Below are 19,008 nucleotides of genomic sequence, written 5' to 3' on the forward strand. Positions count from 1 at the left end.
AAGCTAAACACTTTTCTCCCTTTCTGTTTTCAGATAACCAGTAACTACTACTGGTTGATAAAAATCTCTTTCGCCATTACCATAGGTACACTAATGTACTTTTTCTCCATATAGCTGATTACCTTTTCCAGCACCTCGCGCGATTGCTGATCCATGTTCTGCACTTCATCAGCGAATACAGTATTGAGGGCGGTGTAGCGTATCTCTTTAATTTTTTCGGGCACTTTACGCATAGCCACTTCAATGCGGCGCTGCTTCAGTTGAGGTATAAACTCGTTTAAATTTTGCTCAATGATTTTTTCGGCATGTACCAGTTCCTGGTAGCGCTCCTGCAAGTTCTTTTTAGCAACCTCATTTAATGAAGTTACCTCGATATAATGTACCGGGAATTGCTCTAATACTTCGGCAGCCAAATCATTAGGTACGGCTAAATCCACTACGGTTTTTTTACCGGTTTCGCCGTTAAGCAAGGTGGTATAAATTTCGGGGGTAATTACAGGCTCGGTGGCTGAAGTACAGGTAATGATCACATCAAAACCTTTATTATAATTCTTCAATTCATCCAGGCTGTAAGCCTCACCGTTCAAGTCAGCGGCTAACTGCTGTGCCTTTTCGAGTGTGCGGTTAAACACCACAAAATTTGAGTACTTATGCTTTTGCAGATACTTGGAGATATTGCGGTTGGTTTCGCCTGCGCCTATAATCAGCACGCGGGCATTTGAACACTGCTTTAAGTCTTTTAACTTGCGGTAGGCCAATGAAACTACCGAAATAGGATTTTTTGAAATATTGGTATGGGTATATACCTCTTTGGCTGTTTTAACTACGCAATTCATCACCATGCGCAGGTAATCGCCGGTTAGGCCAGCCTCTTTACAGCTTTCGTAAGCTTTACGTACCTGAGCTAAAATTTCTTTTTCTCCTACCACCAAACTCTCCATAGAGCACGAGGTGCGCAGTAAATGGCCTAAAGCCTCCTGTTCTTCATATATGGAAACGCCTTCTAAAAGGGTGTCCATATAATAAGGGCATAAGCCCATATTTAAAGCGAGGATAAAACGCTTGGCAAACTCTTTATCTACCGGTTGCGATGTAGCCAAAATAAACTCAACCCGGTTACAGGTAGCGAGGTAGAATAATTCAGGCACCTGAAATTCATCACGCAGTTGTTGAAGTTTAGGCGTAATGTTCTCCTGGCAAATCACCAACTTCCCTAATTCCTTAAGCTCAATTTGTTTATGAGTAAACGCGATAACCTTTAAATACTTCAACGCATTTTATATTTAGCACAACAAAAGTACTATCTATTGCAGGCTTGCATTGTCAAACCTTTGTCAAACACCGCAATTTAGAATGGTTATAAATTGCAGCGAACTTTATTTAAAACGGCATTTTTCTCATTATCTGTGTTTAGTTAGTGTATGGAAATAGGTAAAAAAATAAGTTTATTATTACTGATATTATTATACCTGGCCGGAGGTATAAACCACTTCTGGCATCCGGATGGGTATATCAAAATCATTCCGCACTATCTCCCGTTTCCGGCAATACTCAACTATATTTCAGGTGCGTGTGAAATTTTATTCGCGGTGTTATTGATGTTTAATAGTACCCGGTCCATTGCGGCATGGCTGATCATTTTGATGCTGGCCGCCTTTTTACCCGTACATATAGATATGTTGCTACATGCCCCAATGCAGTTAGGGAAACTTACAGTAACACCTGCCATAGCCTGGATACGCCTGCTGTTACAACCGGTTTTAATGCTGTGGGCCAGGTGGCATACCCAGCGGCAAACCGCTCACATTTGAAAACGTTATGATTAAAAGAGAAAACTTCACTATAAACGGCGCCAAAGGGCGCTTAATGCTGGCTGATTTAACTTATGACGATACCTTGCCCACTGCACCGCTCATTATTTTTGCGCATGGCTTTAAAGGTTTTAAAGACTGGGGCACCCATCAGTTGGTAGCCAACTTTTTTGCCGAACAGGGTTACCGGTATTTGAAATTCAATTTTTCGCACAACGGCACTACGGTAGAGCAACCGCAGGACTTTGCCGATTTGATCGCCTTTAGTGAAAATACCTTTTCAATGGAATTGGAAGACCTGGGACATGTGATCGATTTTGCCTGTAGCGGCTCTGGGTTTGCAGCGGCATCATCTATAATACTAATTGGCCATAGCATAGGTGGTGGCATCAGCGTGATCAAAGCGGCTGAGGATAGCCGGATTAGCCATTTGATTACGATGGCCTCGGTAGCCAATTTCAGAAATTTATGGCCGAAGCAATTGGAGGAGCAGTGGCGGCTAATGGGCGTGCTTTATTTGCCCAACCACCGTACCGGGCAGGATATGCCCATAAAATCTACCCTATTGGACGACCTGGAAAAGAATGCTGCCCGCCTGAATATTTTGGCACAGGCTGCCTATGTAAAACAGCCCTGGCTGCTGCTGCATGGCACCGCCGACCCCACCGTGGCACTAAGCCATGCCCGGGAACTAAAAGCGGCTCAACCTAACGCACAGTTATCCATACTGCCCAACGCCGACCATACTTTTGGCGGCAGGCACCCGTATACTGAAATGGTTTTACCACCTGCCTTGCTAGATGTATGCCGGCAAACACTTGCCTTTTTGCAAGCTTAATAATTATAGTAATTATGAACTTAAACGGCTCTATAAAAAAAGGCAAAAAATTTGTCAACCCGGTACCTACATTTCAACCAGGGCCTAAGCAGATGATTCCGATTTTGAGGGATTACTGGTATCATTCCTCTGAGAATACACCTCAAAAGCCGTTGGGCCTTTTTCGTGTACCTGAAGGTGCGTTTAACAAAGCCCCTGAAAACGGCCTGCGCGTTACCTGGATGGGGCATGCCAGTGTGCTGATTGAGATAGATGGCAAGCGTATACTTACCGACCCGGTGTGGAGCAAACGGGCTTCTTTTTCCAGCTTTTTTGGGCCTAAACGCTTTTACAAAGCGCCAATTGCATTACAGGATTTGCCTGAACTGGATGCCATTATTATTTCGCACGATCATTACGACCATTTGGATAAAGCGACTATCAAATATTTTGCTGGCACCGCTACACCGTTTATTTGCACGCTGGGTGTAGCCAAATATTTAAAACGATGGGGAGTAGCTGCCAGCCGCATTACCGAAATGGACTGGGGCGACCATACTGAACTCGGCACGGATTGCCGGATTACAGCCACACCGGCGCGGCATTTTTCGGGCCGGGGCATTACCCACCGTGATGAAACGCTATGGGCTTCTTTTGTGATTAAAAGCGAGCAGCATAACGTTTACTTTGGTGCCGACTCCGGTTGGTTTGAAGGCTTTGCCGATATTGGTCAAGCCTTTGGCCCGTTTGATTTAACTATATTGGGTATAGGCGCTTATGGCAAGTACTGGCCCGATATTCATACCACACCCGAACAGGCCGTTAAAGCACATTTGCTTTTGAACGGTAAATTGATGTTACCCATGCACTGGGGTACCTTCCCCCTGGCCCCCCACCCTTGGTACGAGCCGGCTGATGATGTGGTTAAGTTTGCCCAACAATATGATGTTGCTTTAATTTTGCCCGAACCCGGAGCGCCGGTCGAGGTTGCAGAGGCTTATAATTCTGGGTGGTGGAAGAAGTATAAATAAATTTGCATAATCCTTCTTTATATACACCCACGCTGTCATGCTGAGGCACTCGAAGCATGACAGCGTGGGTGTACAGGCCGCACCGGTGAACGCTTCTGTACCTACTCTTTGAGTGCCTCAGGCTGACAACGGAGTTGCGTTTGACTATCTTCATAGCTACCGCTACGCTCTTCGAAGTTTACAATTTCGAAGCTATGTGCTGGTAAATTGTATCTACCTTAAAATCACTGACACGTTTATGCCACTGCTGCGTGCTGCTGCGGGTGCTGCGCAGTGCTGCACCTGCTGCATCCGCTGCACGCAGCACCCCTACCATACACTTACAATAAATCCTTCAAATGCTTATAATTTGATTTGATGGTATCCATCACCTCGCCCATCTCGCCGTTCAGCATCAGTTTGGTCATAGACAAGGCCATACCTTTTACCTGCTCAAACTCTATTTTGGGCGGCATGGCCAGGGCATTAGGATCCGTATACACATTCACCAATACTGGCCCCTGGTGCATAAAAGCTTCGCGCAGCGCTTGTTCTACATTATCAGGATTGCTTACGCTGATGCCCTTCATACCCATGGCCTGAGCTACCAATGCAAAGTCGGGGTTGTGCATATCGGTTTGCCAGTCGGGTAGGCCGGCTACCTCCATTTCCAGCTTCACCATACCTAAAGAACGGTTATTGAATACTACCACCTTTACTGGCAATTTATATTGCACAATGGTAGCCAAATCGCCCAACAGCATAGACAGGCCGCCATCGCCGGCCAGGCAAACTACCTGCCGGTCGGGGTGCGCCAGCGCAGCACCTATAGCTTGGGGCATGGCATTGGCCATAGAGCCATGGTTGAACGAGCCCAACATTTCGCGCTGACCGGTAGAGCGGATATAACGGGCACCCCACACGCAGCACATACCGGTATCTACCGTGAATATGGCGTTATGGTCGGCCAGTTGATCAATGGTGTTGGCTACAAACTCAGGGTGTATGCTATGTTCGGTTCCCTTATCTTCTACATACGTTTGCAGGCGGTCTTTCACCGTACTGTAAAACTCCAGTTGCAGTTTCAAAAAGCTGTCGTCGGTTTTCTGATTGATGAGCGGCAGTAGGGCAGTTAGCGTATCTTTAACGTCACCACAATAACCGGCATCTACCTTGGCGCGGCGGCCAATGCGCTCGGCACGGGCATCTACCTGTACAATCTTACAATCCTGCGGCATAAATTGGGTGTACGGAAAATCAGTACCCAACAGTATCACCAAATCAGATTGATGCATACTGTGGTAAGCCGAAGGCAGGCCCAATAAACCTGTCATGCCCACCTCATTGGGGTTATCGTGCTGTATGCTCATTTTGCCACGGAAGGAGTAACCTACCGGCGCATTGATGCGCTGCGACAGTTCTACCACCTCATCGTGTGCATTAGCTGCTCCGATACCGCAAAAGATGGTTACCTTTTCGTGTTGGTTAATGATAGCTGCCAGCTCGTGCAGGGCATGGTCTGAAGGGCGAAGTACGGGTTGAGTGAAATAGTTAATTTCTGAAGTAACAACATCTTCAGCATCCAGCTTGGTAACATCACCGGGCAAACCAATTACCGACACCCCTTTTTTTGTGATGGCATACTGAATGCCGGCCTGCATCATGCGGGCAAACTGGCCGGGGGTACAAGCGGTTTGGTTATAATGGCTGCAATCATCAAACAGCTTAATGGTATTGGTTTCCTGGAAGTATTCGGTACCAAACTCATACGTGGCACAGGTAGAAGCAATGGCAATAAGCGGTGTACCTGAGCGGTGCGCATCATACAAGCCGTTGACCAGGTGCACGTGGCCGGGGCCGCTGCTGCCCGCACAACAGGCAATACCCAAAAGTTGCGATTCAGCACCGGCGGCAAAAGCCCCAGCCTCTTCGTTGCGTACGTGTATCCATTGCAGGCGGCCATCGCGGCGCACGGCATCATTTACCTCATTCAAGCTGTCGCCGGTAACGGCGTATATTCTTTTTACTCCTGCCGCTACCAGCATTTCTACTAGTTGGTCGGATACATTCTTTGCCATAATTGTAGATTTTTATTTGTTTGAATAACCTGATAGTTGTTCAAACTGTTTATCTTTTCCTACATTTATTACCGTATGCCGACCGAACTCACCAACATCCAGCTCAAATTCAACTGCACCGCCAATTGGGACGAGATGCAGCAGCTCAGCGACTGCCGCTTTTGCAGCCATTGCCAGAAAAAAGTATATAATTTTACGGGGAGTACAAGGGAAGATTATGAGCAGGTATTGGCTGAAAATAACAACCGGGTTTGCGGCCGGTTTACAGCTGAGCAGGCGGCTGTACCTGTTATGGTGAAACCATTTTGGATGAAATAGGCATCAGCAGTTATGATACTGTTGGGGTTTAATATGATATCTTGCAAAGACAAGCCTAAAACCCACGCTACAAGCGAAACTATTACACCAAGTGCCCAATGTAAGAGAACCAGCGCAATAACCATGGGCGTGCCTTTAATGCAACCACCCAAGCATCATAAGAAGAAGCACAAGTAATTACTTACACTGCTGGTTCCACCCAATTGCCATCGCCCTGAATAATGCCAATCAGTTCATCCAGTGCATTGGCAGTATTTACGTTTTTCTTCACTACCTCTTTTCCACGGTACAGCGTTATCTTACCCGGCCCGGCACCTACATAACCATAATCAGCATCGGCCATTTCGCCGGGGCCGTTTACAATACAGCCCATGATGCCGATTTTCAAGCCTTTTAAATGGCTGGTGCGGCTGCGGATCATCTGCGTGGTTTCCTGCAAATCAAACAGTGTACGGCCACAGCTCGGGCAGGAAATATATTCAGTTTTGGATATGCGCGAGCGGGTGGCCTGCAAAATACCAAAAGCGGTTGAGGTGATGACATTGACAGGCAGTTCGGGTGCATCAATCCAGATGCCATCGCCAAAGCCGTCTACCAGCAGGGCGCCCATATCAGTAGCGGCGTAGAGTTGCAGCAAAGTAGTCCTGTCTGTTTGAGAGTTGTTGTTCCCAGAAACTAAATCAACACCGTCATTTTGACTTTTGACTTTTGACTTTTGACTTTCAAAATCATAGTTCCGTTTTACAATCACTGGCACATTTAAGCCAAATTCCTGCAGCTTGAAAAAGAAGCTGCGCTGGTCGGCCATGCCGTGCAATTCCTCAGTTTCCAGTACGAATACCAGGCTTTTATCTAAAGGCAATACGGAAAAGTTTTCACTTTCCAAATCAGCGGCTTTAACGCGCACCAAGTTTAAAGCGGAGGTGCGGTTAGCATCCGGTTGAATGTATTCGTCTAGCGTAAACACCGGATGGCAGTTAGTTTGGTTAGCCAATGACTGCCAGGTAGAATAATTGTACAACTGCTTCAAATTACCCGGAAAAGTGAACGAAGGCAATTGATCGGCCAGGTACACAAAATCAACCGATTGGTCGGCCATATTGTATTTGTCCAGCAGGGCCGAATACAGGTAACCGGCATCATTCAATACTGCCGGGTCTTTTAGATTCTGTTTGGATAAATCTACTACCACACGTGGTACCATGTGCCCACCGATGAAGGCATTAGCCTCATAGGTTTCGCGCTTTTGGTAACTATAAGGGTTGTAGATATCGGATTTCGGAGGTTCGATTTCGGATTTATTTATCTTAACCGACTCCTCATTTTGACTTTTAAATTTTGAATATTGACTTCTCCTTGAATACCGCTCTACCAGTGCAATAGCCACCGGTGCTTCGGCTTCGGGTTCTTCGGTGAGGGATACACGCACAGTATCGCCCAAACCATCTTCTAAAAGCGTACCGATGCCTACGGCAGATTTAATACGGCCGTCTTCACCGTCGCCGGCTTCGGTTACGCCCAAATGCAGCGGGTAGTTCATGCCCTCGGCCACCATGGTTTCCACCAATAATCGGTAAGCTTGCACCATCACCTGCGGGTTGCTGGATTTCATGGAAATGACCAAATTATAATAGTTCAGCGCCTCGCACATGCGAATGAACTCCATGGCTGATTCCACCATGCCCTGCGGCGTATCGCCATAGCGGCTCATAATACGGTCGGATAGCGAACCATGGTTGGTGCCAATGCGCATAGCCGTGCCGTATTCTTTACAGATGTTCACCAGGGGGGTAAACTTCTGAAAGATGCGGTCTAACTCGCCCTTGTATTCAGTGTCGGTATATTCCAGTACATCAAAACGCTTTTTATCGGCGTAATTGCCAGGGTTCACGCGCACCTTCTCTACAATACGGGCCGCCACTTCGGCAGCGTTAGGGGTAAAATGTATATCGGCTACCAGCGGAACGGTGTATCCACGGCTGCGTAGTTGCTTTTTAATTTCAGCCAGGTTCTGTGCTTCTTTAATGCTGGGTGCTGTAATGCGCACATACTCGCAACCGGCATCCACCATGCGGATGGTTTGCTCTACCGTACCTATGGTGTCCATGGTATCGGTAGTGGTCATGCTCTGTATGCGGATGGGGTTATTGCCGCCCATAGGTACATCGCCAATCTGCACCTCGCGGGTCACAAAGCGGGAGTAATCGGTAAGCGAATTGCAATAACGGCCGGGCAGCACTTTCGAAAAATCAGCATTCATATCTCTACAAAAATACAAAATTACCGGCAATGCACAGGTGGCAACGCTTTTATCTCATACCTTCTGGCTTACGTATTACATAAGTTTTGGCCAGCTGGTCATGCCAGCCCTGTTTATAATCAGTCCATAATATCATTAGGAACCCAATACCCAACATTAAGCTGGAAAGCACTTTGCCTACATTACGGGATAGTGCCTGTCCGAAATTCTCTCTTTTTCCTTCGGCGTTTACCACCGCCAAACGGCAAATGTATTTTCCTATACCGCCTTGCATAGGCGTAGCTTCACAAACAGAGTGATAAACAATCATGGCAACAACACCTATTAATTTCAAAAGCGCATCGTTACCCTCTCCTGATTCCTGATATTGATGGCCGGTAAGTACCCAAAGCATCGAGAAACCAATAGCAAAAATCACAATTAGTACAATAATAATGGCATAATCAATAAAGTAGGCCAGCAGGCGCCACCAAAATCCAGCCATGCTATCCGCGCTTACTATATAAATTCCGCGCTTATAAAAATAAGTAGTAAGTTCAGGAACATCGGCAGCAGCTAACCACCCGTCATGTAATGGCGACAGCACCTGGGTATCCGGGTCGAAGTCCTGCTCCATCAGTTCGTGCAATGAAAATGGACCTACTGGTTCGCCGCCACTTTCGTTTAAATAGTATTCGTTAATCACAATAGTTTAGGTATAAAATGAAGAATTGATTTAGGTTTGTTTTACTCAGAATATCTGGATGTTAGTGTAGCATATATTTTAATGCATTAACTCTGCATAGCGTAAACCACAATATTTACCCCGAACTTGGTATTATCTTCGGCCAGGAAACGTTTATTTCTGAAATCGTAATCCCACTCGCAGCCGTAATCTTTGTTACTGTATAATACGGCAATACGTCCGTTTATTTCAATGGCTTTCAGGTAATCATGCACCAGGTCGTCGCCCCAGCCGTTAAGTTCGAATGAAGTAGTGGGCGGCCCTTTTTCAAAGGTGAAAAAAGAGCGATACAACTGGTGATTATTGGGTATTTTTTTTAATGCGCCAACACCAAACAGCGCTGCCATTTGCGCCTCAAATGATTTGGCAAAGAGGCCGTCAATATCATGGTTGCAGTCATCCACAAATACAAAGCCGCCGTTTTGCACATACTTTTTAAAATTTACCCGCTCCTGCGCGTCAAACTGCACAAGTTTGTGGCCGCTCAGGTAACTGAAAGGCGAAGTAAAAATTTCGGGGCTGCTTAATGGTATTACCTTTTCTTTCGGCTCGATGGGAATGCTGGTATACTCTAATAAAGAGTTGAGAATATTGGAAGGCATGCGCTGGTCGGTATCCCAATCGCCTGAATGATAACTGAACCGCGTGAATGTGAATTTAGAACTGCGCACCTGATATAACCAACGCCTAAAAGTAGCAGAAAATTTCAGCGTTTACACCAATATCCGTTATCACACTTGTAAATTTTCAGATACTTTATTTAAAATCAGTTATTAAGTTCACCGAATAGCTAAAAGTACAATATATTAGGAATCGAAATATTGATTGAACCGCTATTCTTAAACACCCACGTTTTGGAACTTACCGAACAGCAAGTAAAAACGCTACTGGCCAAGCTGCCACAGTTAAAAACCGAAATACAAAAAGTTATTGTAGGCCAAGAACATATACTGGATGAATTGCTGGTGGCTTTTTTGGCCGGTGGCCACTGCCTGCTGGAGGGCGTACCCGGTCTGGCCAAAACCCTGCTGGTAAAAACCATGGCGCAAGCCCTGCACCTGCCCTTCCGGCGTATTCAGTTTACGCCTGATTTGATGCCAACAGACATTATTGGTACAGAGGTACTGGAGGAAGATCAGGCAACCGGCAAACGCTTTTTTAAATTTAACAAAGGCCCATTGTTCGCCAATATTATACTGGCCGATGAGATTAACCGTACGCCGCCTAAAACACAATCGGCTCTGCTGGAAGCCATGCAGGAATTTGAGGTTACCTATGGCGGACAAACTTACCCGTTGGATAAGCCCTTTTTTATCTTGGCTACCCAAAACTCTATTGAGCAGGCCGGCACATATCCGCTGCCTGAGGCTCAGCTCGACCGCTTTTTGCTGCTGGTGCGCATCGGCTACCCTACCGAACAGGAGGAATTTGAAGTATTGAACCGTACCACAGGCACTAAAAGCGCACAGGTAAATGCCGTAATTACCGCCCAGGAAATACAGCAGGCCCAGGCACTGGTGAGGCAGGTTACCATCAGCGAAGATTTAGTGAGGTACGTAAGCGCACTCATTCGCGCTACGCGGCCTGATAGCAGCACCCTGAGTTATGTAAAAGAATGGATACGCTGGGGAGCAGGCCCACGTGCCGGGCAGGCACTGATCCTGACCGCCAAAGCACGCGCCTTGCTAAAAGGCCGCTATGCGGTAGTAATGGAAGACATCCATGCCATGGCGGTGCCGGTATTACGCCATCGGGTATTGATGAATTTCAGGGCCGAGGCGGAAGGTATTACCTCAGATAAAGCCACATTGGAATTATTAAAATTGATAGAAAGACCTAAAGTTTAGTTTTGACAATGGATTAAAAGACAAAGGACAAAAGATAAATTCAATGTCCTTTATCCTTTGTCTTCCTGTCCTTCATCCCACATCATGCAGCTCAACCCTAAAGTATTAACTACCATTAAGAATTTGCCGTTGCTGGCGAAAACTGTAGTGGATGGTTTTTTGAATGGCTTTAACAAGAGTACCGTTAAAGGGCCTGGCTTGGAGTTTAGCCAGTACCGCAGCTATCAGCCGGGGGATGACCTGCGATGGATGGACTGGCGGATGTATGCCCGATCAGACCGGTATTACATCCGGGAGAGCGAGGTGGAAACCAGTATTTCGGTAAAGTTTTTGGTGGATGCCAGTGCCTCAATGAACCATCAGGATGGCACTATCAGTAAAATAGCATATGCCCGTTACCTGGCGGCATCATTGGCTTATTTGGCTAACTTACAGGGCGATGCTGTGGGGCTGACTATATTTAATGAAGGGAAGTTGTACAATGCTGCTTCGCGCAATGACCCGCAGCATTTGCAGCGTTTGTATTACCAGTTAGAAAAAACGGAACCGGCAGGTACTTTTACTGAGCCGGTACACTACAAAGAATTATTCAGCGGCGGGCGGCGCAAAGAACTGCTGGTATTTATTACTGACATGTATGAAACCGGTAATGAAATCAGCCACCTGCTGGATACCTTAAGTGCCTTGCGCCACGAGGTAATTGTGTTTCACCTGATGGGGGCCAACGAACTCACCTTTGATTTTGAAGGCTACAGCAGTTTGCAGGATATGGAAACCGGCGAAACGATAGCCATTAGTCCGCAAACTAAAAAGCAGTATCAAGATAAATTGGAGGCGCATTTGGCCGGCATCAAACGGCAAATGCTGGATAAAGGCATTGTTTACCGGATGATGAGCACAGCCGAGCCACTGGATAAAGCGCTACGCGACTTTTTGGTGCAGCGGAATAAAGGAAGATAATCATTGGTTCATTGGTTCATTGGTTCATTGGTTCATTGGTTCATTAAAGAAATTTTTAATTGAGGTAGATTGTTCGCGTTATTAAATAGTTGGTGGTTATGGGGTTTGGCAGCACTAAGTGTACCGCTGGTGATTCACTTATGGAACCTCAGGCAGGGCAAGGTGCTCAAAGTAGGGAGTATTGCCCTGATTGCAGCCGCATCAAAAAAAAGCAGCCGCAGTTTTAAGCTGACTGATGTATGGCTTTTAATCATCCGCTGCGCTTTGCTGGCTGTTATTGCGCTGCTGCTGGCTCAGCCTATATGGCAAAAACACGTAGCTGCAACTAAAAGCAAAGGATGGGTATTGATACCGAAAGGAAACATAGCTGAAGTGTACAAAAAATTCGGCTCCCAATTAGACTCCCTACGCAAAGCCGGCTTTGAACTGCACGATTTTGATAGAGATTTTAAGCTGATTGATTCTGTACAACTTAAGGGCTTACTAAACACAAAAAATCAACCACACGTAGCTCAGATAAGCGACTATTGGCTGCTGCTGAACCGGCTGAATACTTTATTCAACCCCACAACACCTGTTTACCTGTTTACCACCGCCCAGCTTAAACATTTTAACGGCACAAAGCCGGCAGTAGCTTTAAACCTGCACTGGCAAACCTATCGCCCTGCAGATTCTGTAAGTACCTGGATTGAACAGACCTGGCTTACCCCTGGTAATAACATCAGGGTAGTAAAAGGCACCAGTAACCCGGCGGCAATTACTTATACCTACTACAACATCAAAAACGAGCCGACGGCTAACTCCCTTTTCGAGGTATTTGCCAACGGCGGCTCATTACAGGTTAAGCTCAAAAACGACACTGCAAAAGCCACAACCATTGATACCGGCATACAGCGTTATGCCGTTTACACAGATGTAAACACAGCAGATGCAAATTATGTAAAAGCTGCCTTACAAAGCATTACACAATTTACTCAGCACAAAGCTGTGGTGCAGCAATTCAACAGCGCAAACGCTATCCCCGGCAATGCAACATGGGTATTCTGGCTATCAGTTAAACCTGTGCCTGCGGCCTTACTGCAAAGAACAAAACACCTGTTTTTCTACGCACCGGGTAAACCACATACCGTTAATTCCTGGCTTAATCTCGCACCGCAAAACACAATAGCCGACCAAGGCCCTGTTATTGAACTATATCAAACCATTGTACCGCCAAAAAACAGCGGCATACCCTTATGGACGGACGGATATGGCAAGCCGGTACTCAGCCAGCTTCGAAGCCAGCAAACAGATATATACAAATTTTACAGCCGCTTCAATCCCTCCTGGAACGATTTGGCTTGGAATGATCAGTTTCCGAAGCTGTTGTTCAAATTAATTACACCGTCAACTGAAACCAACAAGCTACATGATCACCGTATTATTAATCGTGAGCAGATGATGCCGCTGGGTGGCAGAAGCACCTACAGTGCATCATCAGTTGTAATCCGGCAAACCGATTTACGATTGATTTTCTGGTTATTGGCAGCAGCATTATTTCTAATAGAGCGTTTGCTAACTCATCGCAAAAAAAACCTTGCATCCAATGGCTGAGCAACAAGGGATACTTATTATTCACCAACTGCGCAGGCACTGGATGATTTACCAGTTGCTGATTCATAGCCTCATGGCTCTGTCCATAGCTTTGTTATCAGGCCATATTTTACATGCTACAGCGGGTTTGTCTTTTGCATGGATAGCTGCCTTCTTTATTCTCATTTTAGGTGGATTAATTATATGGCGTAATCCCTGGGAGATTACTGAAGCAACCGTTACGCGCTTTTTGAACCAACAGTACCCGGAGCTGGAGGAAAGCAGTCATTTATTACTGCAACCGCAGCAACAGCTTAATTTATTAGCGCAATTGCAGTGGCACAAGGTTGCTCATGCCCTGCAAGTTCTGCCTGTTACCTCTACCCCGTTTAAACGGCAGCTCAGGGTTGCTATAATCACTTTTGTAGGTTGTGTTATTTTGAGTTTGATAACAGCTCATTTGCCATTTAAACAAAGCAGTACCGAGGCAATGAATACAACTGTGCTGACCTCTCGCCAATTGCCCAAGGAGCATATACTATCACAAATTAACGCTGTTCATATTACCATCATCCCTCCGGCTTATACACTTAAAGCAACCCGAAGGCAAGACCGGTTTTCACTGAATGTGGAAGATGGCGCTGCTGTAAACTGGCAGATAACCACGAATGTTAAGGTGAACAAAATAGCGCTTCTGCTCAATGGAAAAACCCGTTTTTTGCTGGGTTCCAACAATCAAAAAATTTGGACTGCCCATACTATCTTTACTGCTCCCGGCTTTTATCAGGTCAGTATAGACGGTAAACTGTCTGATTTATATCCTGTTCAAATAATTAAAGATGCGCCGCCGGTCATCCACATAAAAACGCCCAAGCAGTACACCTACATTGATGCCGGCGAAACGCCCAAAGTACTGATGACGGCCCAGGTGAGCGATGACTATGGTATTGTTGCGGCCATGCTGGTAGCTACCGTAGCCAAAGGCAGCGGTGAAGCGGTAAAATTCAAAGAATACCGCATGCCTTTCGCTATGGCATCCAACAAACACCAAACACAATACAACTTGCAAAAACTGTTCGATCTACCCACCCTGGAGATGGAACCGGGCGACGAACTGTACTTCTATCTGCAGGCTCAAGATAACCACCGGCAACATGCCCGTACTGATGTATACAAAGTTACTTTGCAAGATACCGCACAACTGTTAAGCATGGATGGCCTGGTAGCCGGCAGCACCCTGAAGCCTGAATTTTTCCGCAGCGAACGGCAAATTATTTTAGATACCGAGGGTTTATTAAAAGCCAAAGACAGTATTAGTACCGCTGAGTTCAATACCCGCTGCAACGATATTGCCACCGACCAAAAACTGCTGCGCCTGCGCTACGGTAAGTTTTTGGGCGAGGAAGATGAGGGCAAAATCGGAGAAGCAGAGGGTAGCGATTTAGGCGCCGCCGAAAACTTTAGCAATGCCGCTAAAATTATGGATGCCTATACCGACAAGCACGATAATGCCGAAGATGCCACCTTTTTTGAACCGGCCATTAAAGCGCAGCTGAAAGCTACATTAAATGAAATGTGGCGTGCCGAGTTGCAACTTCGTTTATATAAACCCAACGCTGCCTTACCTTATGAGTATAAAGCCTTACGTCTGCTAAAGGATTTACAACAAAAATCGCGCGCTTACGTGGTGAAAACCAACTATAATCCCCCACCATTAAAGTTTGAAAAACGCCTGAGCGGCGATTTATCCAAAGTAAACAACCCAATTAGCCAGCAGCAGGGCAAGCCAGTGGTTAACCCAGCCGCAGGTTTGCTGCAAGCAGCAGCGGTATTGGCACAAGCTCACCAACAACCTTCATTGGGCAGTTCGGGTAAGCAGGCATTACAACGCATAGTACCCCAAATCAACAACTTTGCAGCACGCAACGGCAATTCTTTAAGCGCCGTTAATACTTTACGTCGTTTATTAACAACTCGAAAAGCCAGCTTAACCGACCTTAACCAGGTAGAGGCAATCATTCAAAAAATGCTCCCGCAAGCCAAAACTCTTCCTTCTGCTTCAGCAGCAACGCCTGACATGGGCCTGAGCCAAAGCTATTACCGAAACCTCAACCGTTACAACAGATAATACAACATGCAGCAAACCACACTCATCATTCTTATCTGCATTGTACTTGCCGCTGTTGGGGTTTGGGCAGCTTGGGTGCGCCCGTCAAAAGCACATCTGTTATGGCGTATACTGTCAACCATCACTGCCGTGATCGCCTTTGGCTGTTTAGTGTTGCCCGTTAAATATTCTACTACTTTGGTTAAAAATGAGCAGCACGAAGCCATACTGCTAACAGATGGTTTCGAAAAAGACAGCTTAAAAACTCTTGCGAATTTGCCTCTTTATACACTTGACTCTAACATTCACCCCTCTTTTAAAACTCAATACCTTCCTGATGTTGCGGCGCTGAATGAGTTACAGCCTAAAATCACCACGCTTCATGTTTTAGGTTCAGGCCTGAGCCAAGAGCAATTGAAACAAATAGCTCCCTTAGCAATCACTTTTCGCCCTTCCTCACTAACAGGCATGCTGGCGGTTAACCATACTGCACAACTGCATAGCGGGCAACGCCTTCGAGTTCAGGGCCAGTACAGCAACACGTCTGGCAGGCCGGTGAAGTTGATGCTTAAAGGCTCAGGCACTGTTTTAGATTCAGCTACCTTGCCTGCAAACCGGTCATCGGCATTCAATTTAAATACTATCCCGAAAGCAACCGGCCGGAACGTGTACCAACTACTGGCTATCCAAAATGAAGATACTTTACAAAGCTTGCCATTACCTGTCACCGTTACTCAGGCACAACCGCTTAAAGTACTGCTGCTATCCGCCACGCCCGATTTTGAGAATAAGTTTTTAAAAAACTGGCTGATCCAAAATGGGTATGCTGCCGCCATCCGTTCATCTATTACCAAGGGCAAAACCAGTGTGGAGTTTGTTAATATGGCTCAACTGCCTTTGGATAAGCTTACCCCTGCCAACCTCAACAAATTTGATGTAGTTACTGCTGATGCCGCTTCCTTAAAAGCTTTATTACCGGCAGAAAACGCAGCCTTATATCAAGAGGTCACACAAAAAGGTTTGGGCTTAATTATTAGGGCCGATAGCAGCAAGGCGGGTTCCGGTTGGATGCAAAGCGGCTTTTCAGTTTCTGTGCCGCCATCTGAAAAGCAACTGACTACGAAGCTAATTTTAACCGGTGACCAGTTTTCTGCATCAGCGGTTAATATCAATCCGGTTTACATCCACCCTGCGTCCACAGTGCAAACTGTGGTTACTGATGCGCAGCAACGTATTTTGGCTGCCTGTAAACTGGCTGGCAATGGCAAAGTGTTGCTCACTACGCTTACCCAAACCTTTACCTGGGCGCTGTCTGGCAATGCAAAAGATTATGCCACGGTGTGGACTGCCCTGTTTAACAAAGCTGCCCGTAAGAAAGCAGCCGCCGAGCAGTGGTTTCTCAATTCAGCACTGCCTGCCGAAAACGCGCCGGTAAATATTACCGTACAAAGCGGCGCAGCAGGAACATTGCAGGTTAATCAAGCCATTGTTCCTTCAACGCAGCAGGCACTACTTCCATTTGAACATACGGTTACTTACTGGCCTCAAAGTTCAGGATGGCAAAAGGCAATTCATAATAATTCAACTTTTTATTGGTTTGCAGCCTCAAAAGGCACCTGGCAGCACTTGCAAAATCAGCAAAATACAAAGGCAACACTGCTATATGCCCAATATCATCGGCCTTATGCCCCTGTAACAAAAAAAATGCAACAAATAATTAGGATTGAAGTACCTAAATTCTATTTTTATGTGCTGCTATTGTTAGCGTTAACCTATTTGTGGGCCGAAAGCCGCTGGTTCAGCTCATAATTTAAACTGAATTAAACTAAAACTATATCAATTCACCAAAAGGAGAATCACTTTGAAAAGAAGAGACTTTATTTACCTCTCGGGCATGAGTGCCGGCGCCATGATGCTGGCCCGTATGCAGGCCGCAGGTCAGCCCATTGAGCAGGAAATGGCCTTGCACAACCCCATTGATGCCCGCGCCAAAAAAGAATTGGCCGACATCGCCCTGAACGCCGCCAAATCCAAAGGGGCTACCTACGCCGATGTGCGTATTGGCCGGTATTTGAACCAGGCCGTTATTACCCGCGAAAACCGGGTACAAAATGTAGCCAATACCGAGTCGTTCGGTGTGGGTATACGTGTAATTGCCAATGGCTGCTGGGGTTTTGCCGCTACCAATGATGTTACCCGCGCCGGCATGGCTAAAACTGCCGAACGTGCGGTAGCCGTGGCTAAAGCCAATGCTAAACTGGGCGGCGCACCTGTGCAGTTGGCCCCGCAAAAAGGTTATGGCGAAGTGAGCTGGAAAACACCAATGGAGCGTAACTCTTTTGAAGTTCCGATTAAAGAGAAAGTAGACCTTTTGCTGAGTTGTAACGCTGCGGCTATGGCCGGAGGCGCAAACTTTGTGAATTCCAGTATCTTCTCGGTGAACGAGCAAAAATATTTTGCCTCTACAGATGGCTCTTATATTGATCAGGATATTCATCGCATCTTCCCTAACTTCGGGGTAACCAAGATTGACCCTACCCTGGGCGATTTTGAAACCCGCGGCTCGCTGGCTTCGCCACGCGGTATGGGCTATGAGTATTTGATGCCGAAGGCAGACCAGAAAGTAACCGGCGTAGTTACCCGTTACAAAGACCGGTACGATATGCTGGAAGACATTAAAGCAGCTACTGAAAATGCCAAACAAAAATTAAGTGCCAAATCGGTTGAACCGGGCAAGTATGACCTGGTATTAGATCCGTCGCACTTATGGTTAACCATCCACGAATCGGTAGGCCACCCTACGGAGTTGGACCGTGTATTAGGTTACGAAGCTAACTTTGCAGGTACCAGCTTCCTGACACTGGACAAATGGAAATCCGGCAAATTCAACTTTGGCAGTAAACATGTAAATGTAGTTGGTGATAAGTTGCAGCCTGGTTCGTTAGGCGCCGTAGGTTATGATGACGAAGGCGTAAAAACAGGCCAGTGGGATATTATTAAAGATGGTGTATTGGTGAACTACCAGGCCACTCGCGACCAAGCCCATGTCATCGGCCTCGACCATTCACAAGGCTGCTGCTATGCCGATAGCTGGAATTCAGTTCAGTTTCAGCGGATGCCAAATGTGAGCCTTCAGCCAGGCAAAACCCCATTGAGCGTTGAAAACATGATTAAAAATGTTGAAAAAGGCATTTATATCATTGGCGATGGTTCCTTTTCTATTGATCAGCAACGCTACAACTTCCAGTTTGGCGGCCAGCTGTTTTATAAAATTGAGAACGGCAAAATTGCCGGTATGCTGAACGATGTAGCTTATCAGGCCAACACACAGGAATTCTGGAACTCTTGCGCCGCCGTATGTGATGCCAGCGACTACCGCCTGGGCGGATCATTCAGCGATGGTAAAGGCCAGCCGCAGCAGGTAAGCGCTGTATCGCACGGTTCATCTACTGCATTATTTAAAGGAGTAAACGTAATTAACACTAAACGAAAAATCGGATAACC

Annotated in this window: 16 protein-coding genes; 10 read left to right on the top strand and 6 right to left on the bottom strand. The window is 46.4% G+C overall.

Going from position 1 to position 19,008, the window contains the following annotated elements:
* Positions 1–47: 47 nt before the first annotated feature.
* On the bottom strand, positions 48–1,271 hold the full coding sequence (gene hemA / locus ACYVNW_RS08805) for a glutamyl-tRNA reductase (protein ID WP_460679483.1): 1,224 nt from the start codon (positions 1,269–1,271) through the stop codon (positions 48–50).
* A 150-nt stretch (positions 1,272–1,421) separates the two neighbouring features.
* Here hemA and ACYVNW_RS08810 point away from each other — a divergent pair, with 150 nt between their 5' ends.
* Genes ACYVNW_RS08810 through ACYVNW_RS08820 form a run of 3 tightly spaced genes read left to right on the top strand, consistent with a single transcriptional unit; the run spans position 1,422 to position 3,659 of the window.
* On the top strand, positions 1,422–1,811 hold the full coding sequence (locus ACYVNW_RS08810; RefSeq protein WP_460679484.1) for a DoxX family protein: 390 nt from the start codon (positions 1,422–1,424) through the stop codon (positions 1,809–1,811).
* Between the two features lie 7 nt (positions 1,812–1,818).
* A complete protein-coding gene (locus tag ACYVNW_RS08815) occupies positions 1,819–2,649 on the top strand; it encodes an alpha/beta hydrolase family protein (RefSeq protein ID WP_460679485.1) in 831 nt (276 codons plus the stop codon).
* 14 nt (positions 2,650–2,663) lie between these two features.
* Positions 2,664–3,659: an MBL fold metallo-hydrolase gene (locus tag ACYVNW_RS08820; protein WP_460679486.1), complete on the top strand. Its 996-nt coding sequence runs from the start codon at positions 2,664–2,666 to the stop codon at positions 3,657–3,659.
* A gap of 178 nt (positions 3,660–3,837) precedes the next feature.
* On the opposite strand, the gene ACYVNW_RS08825 is transcribed toward ACYVNW_RS08820, so the two are convergent.
* The gene (locus ACYVNW_RS08825) at positions 3,838–3,975 is read right to left on the bottom strand and encodes a hypothetical protein (RefSeq protein ID WP_460679487.1); all 138 of its coding nucleotides are present in this window, start codon (positions 3,973–3,975) and stop codon (positions 3,838–3,840) included.
* Between the two features lie 4 nt (positions 3,976–3,979).
* Complete coding sequence (locus ACYVNW_RS08830) at positions 3,980–5,716, bottom strand: thiamine pyrophosphate-dependent enzyme (protein WP_460679488.1); 1,737 nt, start codon at positions 5,714–5,716, stop codon at positions 3,980–3,982.
* Between the two features lie 75 nt (positions 5,717–5,791).
* On the opposite strand from ACYVNW_RS08830, the gene ACYVNW_RS08835 reads away from it, so the two are divergent.
* The gene (locus ACYVNW_RS08835; protein ID WP_460679489.1) at positions 5,792–6,034 is read left to right on the top strand and encodes a hypothetical protein; all 243 of its coding nucleotides are present in this window, start codon (positions 5,792–5,794) and stop codon (positions 6,032–6,034) included.
* Positions 6,035–6,215: 181 nt separating this feature from the next.
* Here the strand turns inward: ACYVNW_RS08835 and ispG are convergent, their stop codons facing one another.
* The 3 genes from ispG to ACYVNW_RS08850 all read right to left on the bottom strand — a co-directional run bounded on the left by ispG (position 6,216) and on the right by ACYVNW_RS08850 (position 9,689).
* A complete protein-coding gene (ispG, locus tag ACYVNW_RS08840; RefSeq protein ID WP_460679490.1) occupies positions 6,216–8,294 on the bottom strand; it encodes a (E)-4-hydroxy-3-methylbut-2-enyl-diphosphate synthase in 2,079 nt (692 codons plus the stop codon).
* Between the two features lie 49 nt (positions 8,295–8,343).
* Positions 8,344–8,979 (bottom strand): RDD family protein, encoded by a 636-nt coding sequence (locus tag ACYVNW_RS08845; protein ID WP_460679491.1) that lies wholly within the window; start codon positions 8,977–8,979, stop codon positions 8,344–8,346.
* 86 nt (positions 8,980–9,065) lie between these two features.
* Complete coding sequence (locus tag ACYVNW_RS08850) at positions 9,066–9,689, bottom strand: DUF4159 domain-containing protein (protein WP_460679492.1); 624 nt, start codon at positions 9,687–9,689, stop codon at positions 9,066–9,068.
* 183 nt (positions 9,690–9,872) lie between these two features.
* Here ACYVNW_RS08850 and ACYVNW_RS08855 point away from each other — a divergent pair, with 183 nt between their 5' ends.
* The 6 genes from ACYVNW_RS08855 (at position 9,873) to ACYVNW_RS08880 (ending at position 19,006) form a co-directional block, all read left to right on the top strand.
* Positions 9,873–10,865, top strand: coding sequence for an AAA family ATPase (locus ACYVNW_RS08855; RefSeq protein ID WP_460679493.1), 993 nt, complete (start codon positions 9,873–9,875; stop codon positions 10,863–10,865).
* Between the two features lie 84 nt (positions 10,866–10,949).
* Positions 10,950–11,825: a DUF58 domain-containing protein gene (locus ACYVNW_RS08860; protein ID WP_460679494.1), complete on the top strand. Its 876-nt coding sequence runs from the start codon at positions 10,950–10,952 to the stop codon at positions 11,823–11,825.
* A 69-nt stretch (positions 11,826–11,894) separates the two neighbouring features.
* The gene (locus ACYVNW_RS08865) at positions 11,895–13,418 is read left to right on the top strand and encodes a BatA domain-containing protein (protein ID WP_460679495.1); all 1,524 of its coding nucleotides are present in this window, start codon (positions 11,895–11,897) and stop codon (positions 13,416–13,418) included.
* Positions 13,411–15,525, top strand: a complete 2,115-nt coding sequence (locus ACYVNW_RS08870) for a hypothetical protein (protein WP_460679496.1) — start codon at positions 13,411–13,413, stop codon at positions 15,523–15,525. Before ACYVNW_RS08865 ends, ACYVNW_RS08870 begins: the two co-directional genes overlap by 8 nt.
* A gap of 6 nt (positions 15,526–15,531) precedes the next feature.
* Positions 15,532–17,313, top strand: a complete 1,782-nt coding sequence (locus ACYVNW_RS08875; protein ID WP_460679497.1) for a hypothetical protein — start codon at positions 15,532–15,534, stop codon at positions 17,311–17,313.
* Positions 17,314–17,365: 52 nt separating this feature from the next.
* Complete coding sequence (locus ACYVNW_RS08880) at positions 17,366–19,006, top strand: TldD/PmbA family protein (RefSeq protein ID WP_460679498.1); 1,641 nt, start codon at positions 17,366–17,368, stop codon at positions 19,004–19,006.
* Positions 19,007–19,008 lie beyond the last annotated feature (2 nt).

This window comes from Mucilaginibacter koreensis (assembly GCF_054783355.1).